The sequence below is a fragment of the Bradyrhizobium sp. SRS-191 genome (assembly GCF_024586915.1).
Taxonomy (GTDB): domain Bacteria; phylum Pseudomonadota; class Alphaproteobacteria; order Rhizobiales; family Xanthobacteraceae; genus Bradyrhizobium.
The window spans coordinates 434,954-450,087 of the sequence record NZ_JANBVS010000001.1 but is presented as its reverse complement, the minus strand read 5'-3'; the positions used below and the strand labels follow the sequence as shown (position 1 = coordinate 450,087).

The window sequence follows — 15,134 nt, the reverse complement described above, 5'->3', positions numbered from 1 at the left end:
TCTGCGAACGCAAATCGCGCCGATCCGGGCTGATCTTGATTGTTGCAACTTTTGATTGTGTAATTAGCTGTCGCGCGTGCGTAGTAAAACTGACGCCCAGGCGTATGATGGAGATAATTTCTTAAACGCCGTCACGCAGAATACATAAGCCGCTCCGCCGCGCGGCCGGATAGCCGGGTGCCGCGCCTGTCACCGATCCCTGGGCAACAGCACCCGGTTATTTGCCGGCGGTCAGGTCGTTTCCGCCGCCGGCGGTATCTCGTCGAGGCCGAGCGCTTGGCGCAGTGGCCCGAGATGTTTCTCGTAGCGGCGCCAGCTTCCGATCGCGCGACGGTAGATCGGCTCGCGCACCTGCATCAGGCTCGCGGTTCGCACGGTGCGCTCGGTGCGGTGGAAGGCGAGGCAGGCATCCTCCCAATCAAGCCCGCAATGATCGAGCACCCGGCGTGCGACGCCCTCGAGGTCGTCGACCATGTCCTCGTACTGTACGTCGATGAGGACCCCCGGCGGCAGCACCTTGTGCCAATGTTCCATCACGCCCTCATAGCCCCGGTAGTAGTGGCCGAGTTCGGTGAGGTCGTAGGCGAAGGGCTGGGCTCCGGTGAACAGCAGCTGATAGCAGGAGATGCAGTTGTCCAGCGGGTCACGCCTTGTGTTGATGATCCGGGCGCGCGGAAACGCCGCGTGGATCAGCCCGACGAACAGGAAGTTGAGCGGCATCTTGTCGACGATGCGCTCGGCCTCCGGCGCCAGAATGCGTACGCGGGCAGTGTATTCCCGCCCGAGCTTGGTCATTTCCTCCGGCGGCAGCAGCATGATGAGATCCGGGTAGTTCGGAACCACCTTCTGCCGGTGGGCGCATTCGCCGACCAGCTCCTTGAAGGTTTCGAGCTCGCCCGCGCCGAATACCTTGGAGTGGCTCGCCAGCACCTGCTCCATCAGCGTGGTCCCGGAGCGCGGCATGCCGACGATGAAAATCGGCGCCCAGGACTCGTCGCCATGACCCGCGATCGAGCGGAAGAACTCGGGCGTGAAGCGAGCGGCGACGTTCTGCATCATGGCGAGCCGCTGCTCGGAATCGTAGTCGAAGGTCTTGCGCTTGAGGGTGTTGGCCTTGTGCAGATGCGAGAAGGCGACGTCGTAGTCCTTCAGATCCGACAGCGCCTTGCCATAGGCGAAATGGGCCGCGATCTGCTTCTCCTGATCGAGCTGATCGACGTGTTCGATCAGTTTTCGCAGGCCGGACAGGCGGCTGTCATCCGGCTTGAACTTCGACATGTTCGCGAGATTGAGGTGGATCGGCGCGTCGTCCGGCGCGAGCTCCAAGGCTTTCTGGAACGCTGCGGTCGCCTCATCGAAGCGGCCGAGCGCCTGGTAGGCGACGCCGAGATTGTTGTAGGAGCCGAACCGCTCCGGCTTCAGCTTGATGGCGAGCAGGTTCTGCTCGATCGACTCCTCGAGCCGGTTGAGCTCGAGGAACGCATTGCCGAGATTGCCGTAGGCATCGGCATAGTCCGGCCGGCTCGCGATCGCGCGCTGGTAGTGCTCGATCGCGCGCTCGCGATGGCCCTGCCGCAGCAGGACGTTGGCGATGTTGTTGTGAGTCTCGGCGTGCTCAGGGCTGAAGTCGAGAACCTTGAGGTAGTGTCTCGCTGCCTCGATGTCCTTGCCCGCCGTATACAGCATGTTACCGAGCGCAAAATGCGCATCGAGGTGCTGTGGCTTGGTGTCGATCGCCCGGCGCAGCAGCACCATCGCCTCGTCGATCAGGCCCTGGTTCTGCCGGACCATCGCAAAGCCGTAGAGGATGCCGGGATGGCTCGGCGCCAGCGACAATGCCGTCTCGTAGTGCTGGACCGCCGCATCGTAGCGGCCCCAGGAGGCCTCGACCGCGCCGATGCTGCCATGGGCCTCGGCGGATTTGTCGTTCACCGCGACCGCGCGCTCGAAGTAGTCCTTGGCCTCATCGAGCCGGTTGGCGGTGGTCGCGATCATGCCGAGACCCACCAGGGCATCGAAATTGGTCGGCTGGCCGGCCAGGATCAGTTTGAAGATCTGCTCGGCGTCACTGATGTCGCCACGGCCATGCAGCTTCTTGGCGACGGCGACGACGTCGTCCGCCAGCGTCTGCAGCGAAGCGAGCCGCGTGGCGTCGAACGGGCGCGAGTCGGTCGTCGGCGTAACCACCGGCGGCGCGACATTGACGGGCTGAGATTGAGCCACGCCGGCGATCGCCTCGGCGATCGTCGGCCGGATGGCCTCGCTGCCGAGCGCGTCGAGCAGGGGTTTCAGCCGGTTGCCATACATCCGCCAGCGGCCGACCGATCCGCTGAACAGCGGCTTGCGCACCTGGACCAGGCTCGCCGTGTTCACCGGGCGCGCGTTCTCATGGAAGGAGAGGCAAGCATCGTCCCAGTCGAGCCCGCAATGGGCGACGATCTTGCGGGCGTGCGGCTCGAAATCGCGGACCACGTCCTCGTAGGACACTTCCAGCATGACGCCCTGCGGCAGGACCGCGCGCCAGTGGCTCATCAGCCCCTCATAGGCCCTGAAGTAGCGGCCTAGCTCCGCGAGGTCGTAGGCGAACGGCTGCGGCTCGGCAAACAGCTGCGTGTAGCAGGACAGGCAGGTGTCGATCGGATTGCGCCGGACATGAATGATGCGGGCATTCGGCAGCGCGAGATGGATGAGTCCCGCGAACAGGAAGTTCGACGGCATCTTGTCGACGATGCGCTTGGCATCTTCAGGCAGCTCGGTGAAACGCTGCAGATACGCCTTGGCCAGGGTGGCGAGGTCGACGTCGGCCAGCTTGGCAAGCATCTCCGGAAACTCGCCGCGGGTTCGATCGGTGAACAGCCCGGCAGCGGCAGCGAAATAGTTGACCTCGCCGGAGCCATGAACCGCGGGATGGCTGGCCAGGATCTGCTCGACCAGGCTGGTGCCGGACCGCGGCATGCCGATGATGAAGACCGGCGCCTCTGACGGATCGCCGTGGCCGGCGCGCGCCTGCAGCGTCTCCTTGGAGAACACCGCGCGGATACGCTCGATCTGCCGCAGCGTCTGGTTCTCGTCGTAATTGATGCGGCGCCGCTCGAGACCGTTTCCGGCGTTAAGATGGATCAGCGACCGCTCGCCGTCCTTGATGTCGGCATAGGCCCGGCCAAGCGTGAAGTGCAGCGCAATGCGCGCGTCCTCGCTCAGCGTCTCGGAGCTTGCCGCGAGCTCCAGCAGCGGCGCCCAGCGCTGGTCGTCGACCGTGAACGGCTTGACGACGCTGTAGTTCAGGTGAACGCCGACATTGCGTGGATTGATCGAAAGCGCCGACTCGTAGGCGCGTGCGGCCTCGTCGAGGCGGCCAAGGATCATCAGCACGCCGGCCAGATGGTTGATCGTGATCGCATCGCGCGGATCATGGGTGAGGGCGGTCCGGTAGCTCGCGATCGCCTCCTCGAAGCGCTGGACGTTGCGCAGCGTGTCGCCGCGGTTGCGGTGGGCCGCCGCGTAGTCGGGACGGCGGCGCAGCGCTTCGTCATAATATGCGAGCGCCTCGTCCGATCTGCCGCGCGATTGCAGCGCGTTGGCGAGATTGTTGTAGGCCTCGGGAAAATCCGGCCGCTCGGCGATGGCGCGCTCATAATGGAAGATGGCGGCCGGCCAGCCGTTCATTTCGAGATGAAGGTTGCCGAGATTGTAGTGCGCCTCGGCGAGGTGTGGGCTTACGGCGAGCGCCTGCTGGTAGGTACGAATCGCCGCATCGCTCTGGCCGAGCGCCTGCTGGCAGCCGCCGATGTTGAGCAGCACGACCGGTGCATTCGGCTGGATCGCGAGCGCTCGCCGATAATGGGCGATCGCCTCGGCGAGCCGACCGAGCATGCGGCAGGCGTCACCGAGACTGCCGGCCGCTGCTGCGAACTCCGGCCGCGCCGCCAGCGCGGCTTCGTGATGCGAGAGCGCACGCTCATATTGCCCGAGGCGCTGCAGGGCGAAGCCCAGGGCCTGATGCGCATCGGCATCGTTCGGACGCTCCGCGAGCGCCAGCTCGAGATGGCTTACGGCCCCGGTGGGATCGCCGAGACTCGTCAGGAGGCTGCCGAGCAGAAGCCGCGCCTCGATCGACCGGGCGTCGAGCGCAACGGCGCGCTGCAGATGCGTGCTCGCCTTGGCGAGATCGCCGAGGCCCGCATAGGTCTTGCCGAGTGACAGGTGAAGGTCAGCGGAGTCGCCGGCTTGCTCTGCCGCCTGGTCCAGCAGCGTCCGCGCCTCCTGCGCATCGCCGAGCTGCAGGCGAACCATCGCGAGGCTGCAAAGGGTGCGGAAATGTCGAGGTTGAAGGCTCAGCACCTTGCGGTAGGCCTCTTCGGCAACGCGCAGGGCTCGTTCGTTGATCGCCTCCGTCAGCCGCTGGCCGCCATTGGCCGGCGCGGAGACGAGGCGGGGGCGGACGGCGGTGGCAAGCTCGTTCATGATCACAACTTACTGAATGGTCGACCGAAACCGTTGTCGTGGCGGAATGAAGCGAAACGGAGGCTGCGGCAGGGCCGACTCCGGGGCGATTGTTTTCTCGGCCATCGACATGACCGTGGGTCAGTCTCTCTGGAACGCAGCAAGCCGGCACAGACGGGCGTCTGTGCCGGCAAGCTTTGCGTCATCTGCGAAGAGGGCTCACGCCCACATGTGATGCATCGCGTGGTGGTGGGACATGTCGGGCGCGGTCGCAGCAGCAGCAGCCGCTGCTGCCGCCGCCGTGCCTGCCCCTGCCGTGCCTGCCGCGGCCGCTGCCGCCGTATGGTGGCTGTGATGGCCGTGGCAGTGATGTGTCGTGGTGGTCTGGTTGTTGCCGGTGGTGTTGCCGCCGGTCGTACCGCCATTGTTGCCGCCGGTCGTGCCGCCACCGGCCGTGCCGCCGCCATTGCCCGTGGCAGCTCCGCCGCCCGTCGTGCCGCCACCGGTGGTGCCGCCGCCAGCAGCTCCGCCACCGGCCATGCCGCCGCCCGTCATGCCGCCGCCGGGCGTGGTCGTGCTCGCAGGCGTACCGCCGGTGCCGTTGGCGATGTTCGGATTGGCTCCGGCCGGCGCGCCCGTTCCCATGGCGATGCCGTTGACGGCGGTCGCCTGGATGAAGCTCGTGACCGAGTTGACGTAGTCGACGCCGCCGATGGCGATGTTGTTGCCGCCGATGTCACCGGCATTGCCGATGAAGTTCGCCGCGGCGGCCTTCAACATTGCCTGGTCCGTCGCCAGAGCCGCGCCGGTGTCGCCGTTCATGATGCCCATCAGCGCCTTTGTCGCCATCGCCGAGTCCGACTGCAGCGCGCCCGCGGCGAGCTCGTTGTCGAAGCGGCCCTGGAAGACCGCGCCCTGGGCGTTGTTGAACTGCGTGCCGAAGTTCTGATAGTTCGCGATCTGCGTGATGATGTCCTGCGTGGCCGTCGCGGTGCCGTTGGCCACTGCATTGAGCTTGGCGCCGAGCGTATTTGCTTCGGCGAGGAACGAGGCCCAGAAGTTGGTCTGGACCTGGTTGTCCTGGAAGCGGGTCACCGTGCCGGTCAGGCCGCCCGGCAGCTCGGACCAGCCTCCGGCATGGCCGGGCGCACCGGTGCCGCCGACGGCCGCGTTGAGCGTGGCGTCGTTCTGGAACACGTCGATCATGTCCAGAATGTTGTCGGCGGTGCCGCGCAAGGCGGTCGGGTTGGCCTGGGTCTCCGGGCTGTCATATTTGTTGAGCTGCAATCCGATCTGACCGGCCAAGGTCATCAGGTGCAGAGTCGTGGTCTGGGCCGCGACCGAACTCAGGCCAGCCTCGAGCGCGGCGAGCTTTGCCGGGTCGTTGATGATCGCATTCAGTCCCTGCTGGGCCGCCGTGAAGTCTGCCGTGGCCTGCCCAAGATTGTTGGCGCTGATGCCACCGAGCACGAGATTGGCCGCCGCGTTCATGACTTGGCCGATGGCGTTCAGGTCGCCGGCGGTCGCCGCTGCGAGATTGGCCGTGCCGTCATTGCCCGCCGGCAGCGCCTGGAAGGCGACGTCCATCGCGCCGGTGTTGGCGAGGAACTGAACGTTGTTCAGCGCCGACGACAGATGCGCGTCACCCTGGATCTGCTGCAGGATCATCTGCTGCACGTTGTGGATGGTCTGGTCGGCCTCGGCCAGCGTGTTGGGATTGGTGGTGTTAGGAGCAGCGTTGATCAGCGTCGTGAGCTCGCTCGACACCTGCGTCAGCACCGCAGTGTCGGTTGCGTTGAGCGTGAACGCCTTGCCGCCGAGCGTGACCTGGCCGGGATTGGCCAGCATCGCGTTGATGTCGTTCTGCACGGCATGCAGGTCGGTCGTGTAGCTGCCGAGGAAGGGGTTGGAGTTGCCGCTGTTCTGTGGCGTCGAGAACAGGCCGGTCGAAATACGAACCGCGTCGTTGAACACGACGCCGGCCTGCACGAGGTCGGTCGACATGTTGAGCGCCGAGGCGCGCACGAGCAGATTGGACGTGCCATTCGCCAGCGCCGTCGGGTTGAAGGTATTGGCTGCCATCAGATTATCTCCCCAAGTTTCAACCCGGCATCAGCTGCTTGGCGTAGAGGCAGCACGCGGGCGTTGATCGGGCTGCGACGTCCCGTTCACCCCTCGCAGAGCGGGCGAAATGTCGCAGCCTCAGAGCACTTGGGAATTATTTGCTCCAATGGGGCCAAAAGAAGCGTCGCGGAGTCCTCAAATATGATGTTGTTCGGGCATGCGACGGGTGTCGCAGCCGGGGCACGGCAACGTGGAGAAACATTCTAACTCGTTGATTTCCGTCGTGGCATTCCTGCAACATTGCCTGGTGAGTGACTCCTCGACGCACGGTCTAGACAAGAAGTCGCCCTGATCTAACGGCGCAGATCGACACTCACCTTAGAAGAGTTCCAGCGCGCCGGCGGCCTCTGGTGAGGAACGGAAGATGCATCCCGGCGAATCTCCAAAGCCTGTTTCCTTCACCTCGCGTCCTCCGACTTTGCTCATCATCGCTTCGGTTGGCCCCGGGAGCTCGGTGACGTCTTGACGTCATTTGCGGCTCCCGGGATCTGATCAGCGCAGCTGCTGCAGCTGCTTCCTCCCGCTATCTCAAGCCCACATGTGATACATCGCGTGATGATGTGACATGTCGGGAGCGGCTGCTGCGGCCTGGCTCGTATGTGCGGCCTGGGTCATATGAGGGCCCTGGCTGTGATCGTGATGATGGTCGTGGTGCTGCTGCGTGTTGTTGCCGCCGTTGTTGGCGGTGGTGCCGCCATTGGCCGCTCCGGCCGCTCCTCCGGCAGCCGCACCTCCGTTCGCAGCCGTTCCTCCAGCCGCAGCGCCGCCGGCCGCAGCACCGCCCGCAGCGGTCGTTCCCGCCGCCGCAGTGCCGCCGGTGCCATTGGCGAGGTTCGGCGTGGCCGTGACCGGAATGGTGCCGTGTGCCGTGCCCTTGATGGAGGTCGCTGCCGACACCGTCGTCGCGGTGCCGACATAGGTCCCGCCATTGACCGGGATGTTGTTGCCGGACACGTCCATGGCGTCAGCCGCGAAGCCCTGGCCGGCGGCCGCGATCATCGCCTTGTCGGCGGCGAGCGCCGCGCCGGTGTCGCCGTTGAGGATGCCCTGCAGGCCCTTCACCGCATTTGCCGTATCGGCCTCGAGCGTGCCGCTGAGCAGCTCGTTGTCGAAGCGGCCCTGGAACACGGCGCCCTGGGCGGCGTCGAAATTGGCGCCGAACTGCTGATAGTTCTGGATCTGCGTGATCAGCGCGGCGCTGGCCTGTGCACCGCCGGTCGAGATCTTCTGCAAGGTCGCGTTGATGGTGTTGGCTTCGGCCAGGAACGCCGCCCAGAAGTTCGTTTGCGCCTGGTTGTCCTGGAACTTGGTGACCGTGCCGGTCAGTCCGCCCGGATCCTCGGCGAAGCCGCCGGAATGACCCGCATTGCCATTGCCGCCAGCGGCCATGTTGAGGTTGGTGTCGCCCTGAACGATGTCGATGATGTCGAGCAGGTTGTCGGCGGTGCCGCGCAGCGCAGCCTGATTCCCCGTCGTTGCGGCCTGATCGTACTTGGTCAGCTGCAGGTTGATCTGACCAAGCGCCGTCTGCAGATGGATTGTCGTCAGCGCGGCGGCGTTGGCGGTCTCACCGGCCTCGATCTGCGCAAGCTGAGTCTTGTTGTTGAGAATTGCCGTCAGGCCCTGCGAGACAGCTGTGAAGTCCGCGTGGACCTCGGCGAGATTGCCGGTGTTGATGCCGCCCGAGGCGACCTCGACAGCCTTGTTGAAGACAAGACCGACGTCCTTCAGGCTGTTGCCGGCAGCGGCCGCGGCAAGGCTCGCCGGATCGTCCGCTCCGGCCGGTGAGGTCTGGAAGGCGATGTCCTGACCGCCGGTGTTGGCGAGGAAGGGGACGTTGTTCAGCGCGTTCGCCAGATGCGCGTCGTTGTGGATCTCGCCGAGGATCTCCTGCTGCAGCGCGTGGATGGTCTGGCTGGCAGCTGCAGATGTGCTGGCGTTGGCGAACTGGCCCGCGGCCTGCAACAGCGTGCCGAGCTGTCCTTCGACATTGGTCAGCACCGCCGTGTCGGTGGCGTTCAGCGCGAACGTCTTGCCGCCGAGCGTGACTTGACCGGGATTGGCCAGCATCGCTGCGATATCGGTCTGCACCGCCGTGATGTCGGCCTGGTAGCTCGTGAGGAAGGCCGGCGAGTTGCCGCTGTTGGCAAGGCTGAACAGACCGAGCGAGGCGCGCACCGCGTCATTGAAGACCACGCCGGCCTGCACGAGATCGGTCGAATGCTGGATGGCGGTGGCGCGCGTCAACAGGTTCGAGGTGCCGTTGGCCAGCGCGGTCGGGCTGAAATTGACGGGCGTCGTGTGCATTCCGCCGGTACCCGTGCCTGCACCGGTCCCCGTTCCGCCGCCGGTCGTCGGCGCGGTCGAGGTCCCGCCGGTGCCGTTGGCGATGTTCGGAGTGGCCGTCACCGGGATGGTGCCGTGCGCGAGACCATGGACGGAGGTCGCCGTCGACACCGTGGTGGCCGAGCCGACATAGGTCGCGCCGCCGATCGCGATATTGTTGCCCGAGACGTCCATCGCGTCGGCCGCGAATCCCTGGCCGGCGGCATTCAGCATGGCCTTGTCCGCAGCCAAGGCCGCGCCGGTATCGCCGTTGAGGATGCCCTGCAATCCCTTCACGGCGGCAGCCGTATCGGCTTCCAGCGTGCCGCTCAGCAGCTCGTTATCGAAGCGGCCGCGGAAGACGTTGCCTTGGGCCGCATCGAAATTGGCGCCGAACTGCTGATAGTTCTGGATCTGCGTGACCAGCGCCGCGCTGGCCTGGGCGCCGCCGGTGGAGATTTTCTGCAGGGTCGCATTGATCGTGTTGGCCTCCGCCAGGAAGGCGGCCCAGAAATTGGTCTGCGCCTGGTTGTCCTGGAACTTGGTGACGGTGCCGGTCAATCCGCCCGGATCCTCCGCGAAGCCGCCGGCATGACCGGCCATGCCGTTGCCGCCGGCCGCCATGTTCAGATTGGCGTCGCCCTGGATGATGTCGATGCTGTCGAGCAGATTGTCGGCTGTGCCGCGCAACGCGGCCTGGTTGCCGGTCGTCTCTGCCTTCGCATACTGATTCAACTCGAGGTTGATCTGGCCCAGCACGGTCTGAAGATGGATCGTGGTCAGCGCGGCGGCGTTGGCGGTCTCGCCGTTCTCGATCTGCGCCAGCTGGGTCTTGTTGTTGAGAATGTTGGTGAGACCCTGCGAGATCGCGGTGAGGTCGGTCGTGACCTCCTGCAGGTTGCCGGTGTGGATGCCGCCGGAGGCGAGATCGACCACTTTGTTGAAGACCAGGCCGACGTCCTTGAGGGTGTTGCCCGCGGTGGCCGCGGCCAGGGTCGCCGCATCGTCGGCGCCGGCCGGCGTATTCTGGAAAGCAACGTCCTGGCCGCCGGTGTTGGCGAGGAAGTTCACCTTGTTGAGCGCGCCGGAAAGATGCGCATCACCGTTGATCTCCTGCAGGATCTCCTGCTGTACGGCGTGCAGCGTCTGATCCGCAGCGGTGATCGTCGCCGCATTGGTGGTCTGCCCTGCGGCAGTGATCAAGGTCGAGATCTGCGCCTGCACGTTGGTGAGCACGGCGGTGTCGGTTGCGTTCAGCGTGAACGTCTGGCCGCCGAGCGTCACCTGGCCGGCATTGGCGAGCATCGCGGCGATGTCGTTCTGTACGGCGTGCAGGTCGGTCGTGTAGCTGCCCAGGAACGGATTCGAGTTGCCGCTGCCGGCCTGACTGAACAGGCCGAGCGAGGCGCGGACTGCATCGTTGAACACCGCGCCCGCCTGGACGAGGTCTGTCGACATGTTGAGCGCAGAGGCGCGCACCAGCAGGTTCGACGTTCCGTTAGCCAGGGCCGTCGGGTTGAAGGTGTTGTTCGCCATGGATCATCTCTCCCCAAGTTCATCCGACGCCCGGCAGGGCCTCGTACCAAAACTGGCCAGACGATGCGGACTGCATCGGCCCTGCCGCAGGAGGCGATGCGCATTCGAGCAGCGCCTCCATGTGTGCGATGCTGTGTCGCGCGCTAAACCGCCGCGCGTTACTTTGTCGCACCTGGCTATATGGTCGAAGCAATCGGGCCAAAACAGGCGTCGGGGAGTCCGCAAATATGTTGTTGTTCGGGCATCGCGGAGCTGTGATCGCTTTGCCGAACACGCGGCCAAGTGCTTGATTTCAGGAGGCGCGCAAACGGTGCGGGGAGCGTGGGTGCGATGCGAACGGCACGTTGTCGCCAACATCCTGCCTGCTTCGTGCCGGTGACGGCCGGCCATTGCGGCCGTCGCAGGAGTCGTGTCGCACTGTCAGCGCGTTCCATGAAAACGCCGGACTGCTGCGAATCCCGAGACGCCGCGGCGCGTGTCGCGACGGCGGATCACCGCCGGAGTGGCGCGGCGGCTCGCGCCTGGAATTGAGATTCAGCGCGCGTCTGTGAGGATCAGTTGATTTCGCCGAGCTGCAGCTCAGGACTGCGGCGCGAGCTGGCGCTGCGCCAGCAGGGCGGCGCGGATCTTCTGGAGCAATGTGGTGTAGAGCTGATTCCAGGCCGGATCCTGCCCGTTGGCATCGAGCCCGCGCTTGGTCAGGCCAAGGCTGATCCGGTAGACGGTCAGCGCGCCGTCGAGATTGCCGAGAGGAACGAGTGCGTCGCCGAGGCTCTGATAGGACGTCGCCAGCAATTGCTGGAGCGCCGAATCATCCGGCGCGGCGTTGGCCAGGCGCGTGATCAGAGCTGCATTGGAGCGCCGCTGATTGAACGCCTCGGCATGACGGCCCTGGGCCGTGAGCACGTCGGCCAGCAGCGCATGGCACCAGGCGAGATCGCGCTGAAGACTGAGATTGGCGAGATTGCCTGCCGTCAGCTTCTGCACGATGGCGAGACTGGCAGAGTAGGCGGCATGTGCGCCCTGGAGATTCCGCTGAGCAAACAGCACGGCGCCGATGCGGTTCAACGCGACCGACAGGTTGCGCTGGAAGCCGGCATTGTCCGGCTCGGCCTGCGTGAGATACCTGACGATGTCGATGGTCTGCTTGTAGCTCTGGAGGGCGCTGACCAGATCGCCGGCGTTGGCGGCGGCGTCGCCTTCGGCGATCTGCGCGGCGGCCTGGTCCGACAGCCGTCCTGCGGCGACCGTGACGCCGACAGCAAGGCCGCCGCGGGGGACGTCGCCATGCGGCTGCGCCAGCAGGGCGGCCAGCGCGACCGGCTCCTCACCGGCGGACGGGGGCGGGGATGGATATGCCGCGAAAACCGCGGCGTCCTGCGTGGGCTGAACGGCGCTTGCCTGCATGCCGGGCTGGGGACGCAAGCCCTGTCCGAAGCCGGGAATTCGGCGCAGCGCGCCCTCGACCTGCTCGGCCGTGATCAGTCGGGTGCATTCGAATTGCCGGGGTGTGCCTTTCCAGCGCGGGCACCAGAGGGCATCCTCATGATCGAAGCGATGATGCGCGTCATGCCAGCAACCATTGCAGGCGTGGTGGTTGATGATGCGATAGGGCGTCGCAAACTCGTTGCCCGGGTGGGTGAAACCGCTGATCAGCACGACGGGCGTCCCGACCGCCCAGGCCAGCCAGGACAGGCCTGACGAGAGACCGACGAAGAACGCGGCATGCTTCAGCCAGCGCGCGCGCTCGGTGAGTGGCCGGTCGCCGGTCTGATCCTCGGCGTCGCGGGGGATCTGCGTGCGGAACGGACCGTGCCTGCGCTCCCCCTTCTGGTCGATGCAGACGACCCGGTAGCCGGTCGCTTTGAGGAAGCCGACGATCTGGTCCCAGCCCGCCGGGTTGTTCCAATGCTTGCATTGCGTCGTCGCCTGCACGGCGATGCAGACATAGGGCTCCGCGATGGGGCGGCTGTCCTCGCTGAGTGCGACGCGCGGCGGCTGTTCGGCCGGATCGACGCCGAGAATGTGGGCTGCGGTCGTGTGGAGCCCCACCTGCCGGAAGTCGCGGGGGTGATAGACCAGATCGGCGTCGTCGAAGAACAGGGCGACGGAGTAGGTCGCGTAGTAACGCTCGGCCTCGACCCTCTCGTGAGTGACGAAGCCGATGTCGGGGTAAGCGCTGCGAAACAGCGGGATCAGCGCCTCTCCCATTGCGCAGGTGAGACGGCACTGATGCAGCTCCTTGAACTTGATCGCATAGCTCAGCCAGCCGATGATGTCGCCGAGCGTGCCGACCGGAAACTGGATCAGGACGTCGCGCCCGGCGGCGTCGTAGTCGTGGCGCAAAAGGAGCTCATGTCCTGACCAGACCTCGATCCTGAACGGTACGAAATAGCGCTTGCTGCTGTTGACGTGCCCGGAGCGCAGCTCGATGTCGAACAGGACGTTGGCGGTCTCGAGATCGCTCAGCCGCACGCGCCAAGGCTGTCCAGTGTCGGGCAGCATGACGCGGCAGCCGTCGTTGAAATCGAAGCGAAGGCCCTGCGGCCCCTCCTGGGTCGGCAAACGCGACGGCGGAGGCAGGCGCGGCTTGCGCGAGCGATCGCCGGCGTCATCGGACCCGACGTTCGGCTGGGTGTCGACGGGCGGTCTCGTAACCGTTGGCACCATCGTCGAGTCCGAGGTGCGGGAAAAACTTGCAATATTCATGTTGAGGTACTGATGCGGTCTGCATTCCCGAGGGGAACGCAGACCGTCTGTTGTCGGTCACTCCACGAAAGCGCGCCGCCACTGATCGAGAACCGGCTTCATCAGGTAGCTGAGCATCGTGCGGCTGCCGGTCTGGACAAACACTTCAGCCTGCATGCCGGGCATCAGATTGACGCTGCCGAGCCGCTTCCGCTCCTCGTCGGACAACGTGATCCTGACCGTGTAGAAGGTCGAGCCCGTTCGCTGGTCGTTGGTGATGTCGGGAGACACGAACGAGACCTGGCCGCTCACCTGCGGGGTCGTGCGTTGGTTGAACGCATTGAAACGCACCATGGCGTCCTGGCCGGTATGGACGTGATCGATGTCCTTGGGCTGCACATGTCCTTCCACCTGCAGCTCGTCGGAATCGGGGACTAGCTCCATGATGGTTTCGCCCGGCTTGATGACGCCGCCGATGGTGTGAACGGCAAGCTGATGGATGGTGCCGGAATTCGGCGCGCGCATTTCGATGCGATCGAGCTGGTCGCGGGCGGCGACGCTCTTCTCGACCAGATCGCCTTCCTTGGCCTGGGCTTCGCTGAGATCCTTGACGACTTCGCTGCGGAAGTCCTGGTCGATCTTGACCGTCTGCAGCTCGGCTTCGCTGATCTTGGACCTCGTCTCGGCAACGCTCGACACCAGCTGGCCGCGTTCGCCGTCGATGCGTGCCGCTTCCCGCTGCAGCGTCGTCAGTCGCGTCAGAGGCACGAGGCGCTTGTCGTAGAGATCCTGCACGCCGGCCAGCTCGCCCTTGATCAGGTCGATCTGCTTGTTCTTCGAATCGAGCTGGGACTCCATGCCGCTGATCTCGTTGTTGAGCTGGACGATGCGTCCCTGCAGCAGGTCCTTCTGGCTCTTGCGCGTGACCGCACGGGCCTTGAACAGCGCGTTCTCGGAAGCAATGACGGCGCGGACGTTGGGATCGTCGGTGCGTGACGTCAGTGTCGTCGGGTAGTCCGGCTGCTCCAGACCATCGCGCTCCGCCGACAGACGGGCAATCTTGGCGCGCTGCTCGTTGAGTTGCTTGGTGATCGCCTGCAACTGGGCCTGGCTTTGGGTGGCGTCGAGCCGCACCAGAAGATCGCCGGCCGCGACACGCTTGCCATTGTCGACCTTGATCTCCGCAACGATGCCGCCGGTCGGATGCTGGATCGCCTTGACGTTGGATTGCACGACGAGATTGCCCGGCACGACGATCGCGCCCGCCAGCGGCACCAATGTCAGCCAGCCGCCGCCGAACACAGCCGCCACCAGCAGGACACGCAAGCCGAGACGCAGCTCGTTCTCGAACATGCGGCCGACGCGCGGCACGAGCGGTTCGTCCGAGCCATCATCCAGGTCTGCCGCCGTTCCCTGTGCGGCGATGAACGTCATGCCTGTGGTCAAGGCCGTGCCGGCGGTTCCGACCAGACGGCGGACGCCGGTCTGCGGAACGGCCGGCGCGTGCCCCAGGGTCGCAGGAAGGTTCTGCTGTCCCATCGGCCGTCGCGTACCGTCGCCGAAATTAGCGTCGCGTCGGTTATCCCTGAGGTCCAGCACCGGTGCCTGATTGGCTGGCAAGCGCGCGGGCGCATTGCGTGGCGGAGGTGAGAACTCCGGCTCGTAGCCGCGCGTCTGCGCCGGCTGTTGCCAATCCATCTCGCGGATGCCCTCGGCGCGGCGCGGCTTTGGGGCCTGGTTGCCGATCCCGAACAGCGACAGCGCACGGCCCATCGTGCTGCCCTTCTTCTTGCGAGGCTTGGGCCGCGCTTGCGATGGCGGCGGACGCCGGCGCTTCTTGCCGTCGCGTGAGCCGCGGCGGGCCCGCGGATCATCCTCGTCCGAGCCATCGTCGAAGGCGCCCTGCAGTCGCTGCAGTTCTAGGATCAGGGCATCACCCTGCGGACCAACCGCGCGCGTCTTCGGTCGCACATAGTCCTGGTCGTCGAACGGCCTGAAGTCATTGATGTGTTTCATGG

General features: G+C 65.5%; 5 protein-coding genes. All 5 read right to left on the bottom strand.

Translation table 11 applies throughout. From position 1 onward, the window contains the following. Positions 1 to 231: 231 nt before the first annotated feature. The gene (locus tag NLR35_RS02175; RefSeq protein ID WP_257164911.1) at positions 232 to 4,464 is read right to left on the bottom strand and encodes a tetratricopeptide repeat-containing sulfotransferase family protein; all 4,233 of its coding nucleotides are present in this window, start codon (positions 4,462 to 4,464) and stop codon (positions 232 to 234) included. A gap of 198 nt (positions 4,465 to 4,662) precedes the next feature. Then, entirely contained in the window at positions 4,663 to 6,525 is a 1,863-nt protein-coding gene (locus NLR35_RS02170) for a hypothetical protein (protein ID WP_257164910.1), read from the bottom strand. Between the two features lie 570 nt (positions 6,526 to 7,095). Further along, positions 7,096 to 10,428, bottom strand: coding sequence for a hypothetical protein (locus NLR35_RS02165; RefSeq protein WP_257164909.1), 3,333 nt, complete (start codon positions 10,426 to 10,428; stop codon positions 7,096 to 7,098). Positions 10,429 to 11,007: 579 nt separating this feature from the next. After that, a complete protein-coding gene (locus NLR35_RS02160; protein ID WP_374940781.1) occupies positions 11,008 to 13,137 on the bottom strand; it encodes an autotransporter strand-loop-strand O-heptosyltransferase in 2,130 nt (709 codons plus the stop codon). Between the two features lie 57 nt (positions 13,138 to 13,194). After that, positions 13,195 to 15,132: an HlyD family type I secretion periplasmic adaptor subunit gene (locus NLR35_RS02155; RefSeq protein ID WP_257164907.1), complete on the bottom strand. Its 1,938-nt coding sequence runs from the start codon at positions 15,130 to 15,132 to the stop codon at positions 13,195 to 13,197. Positions 15,133 to 15,134: the final 2 nt, after the last annotated feature.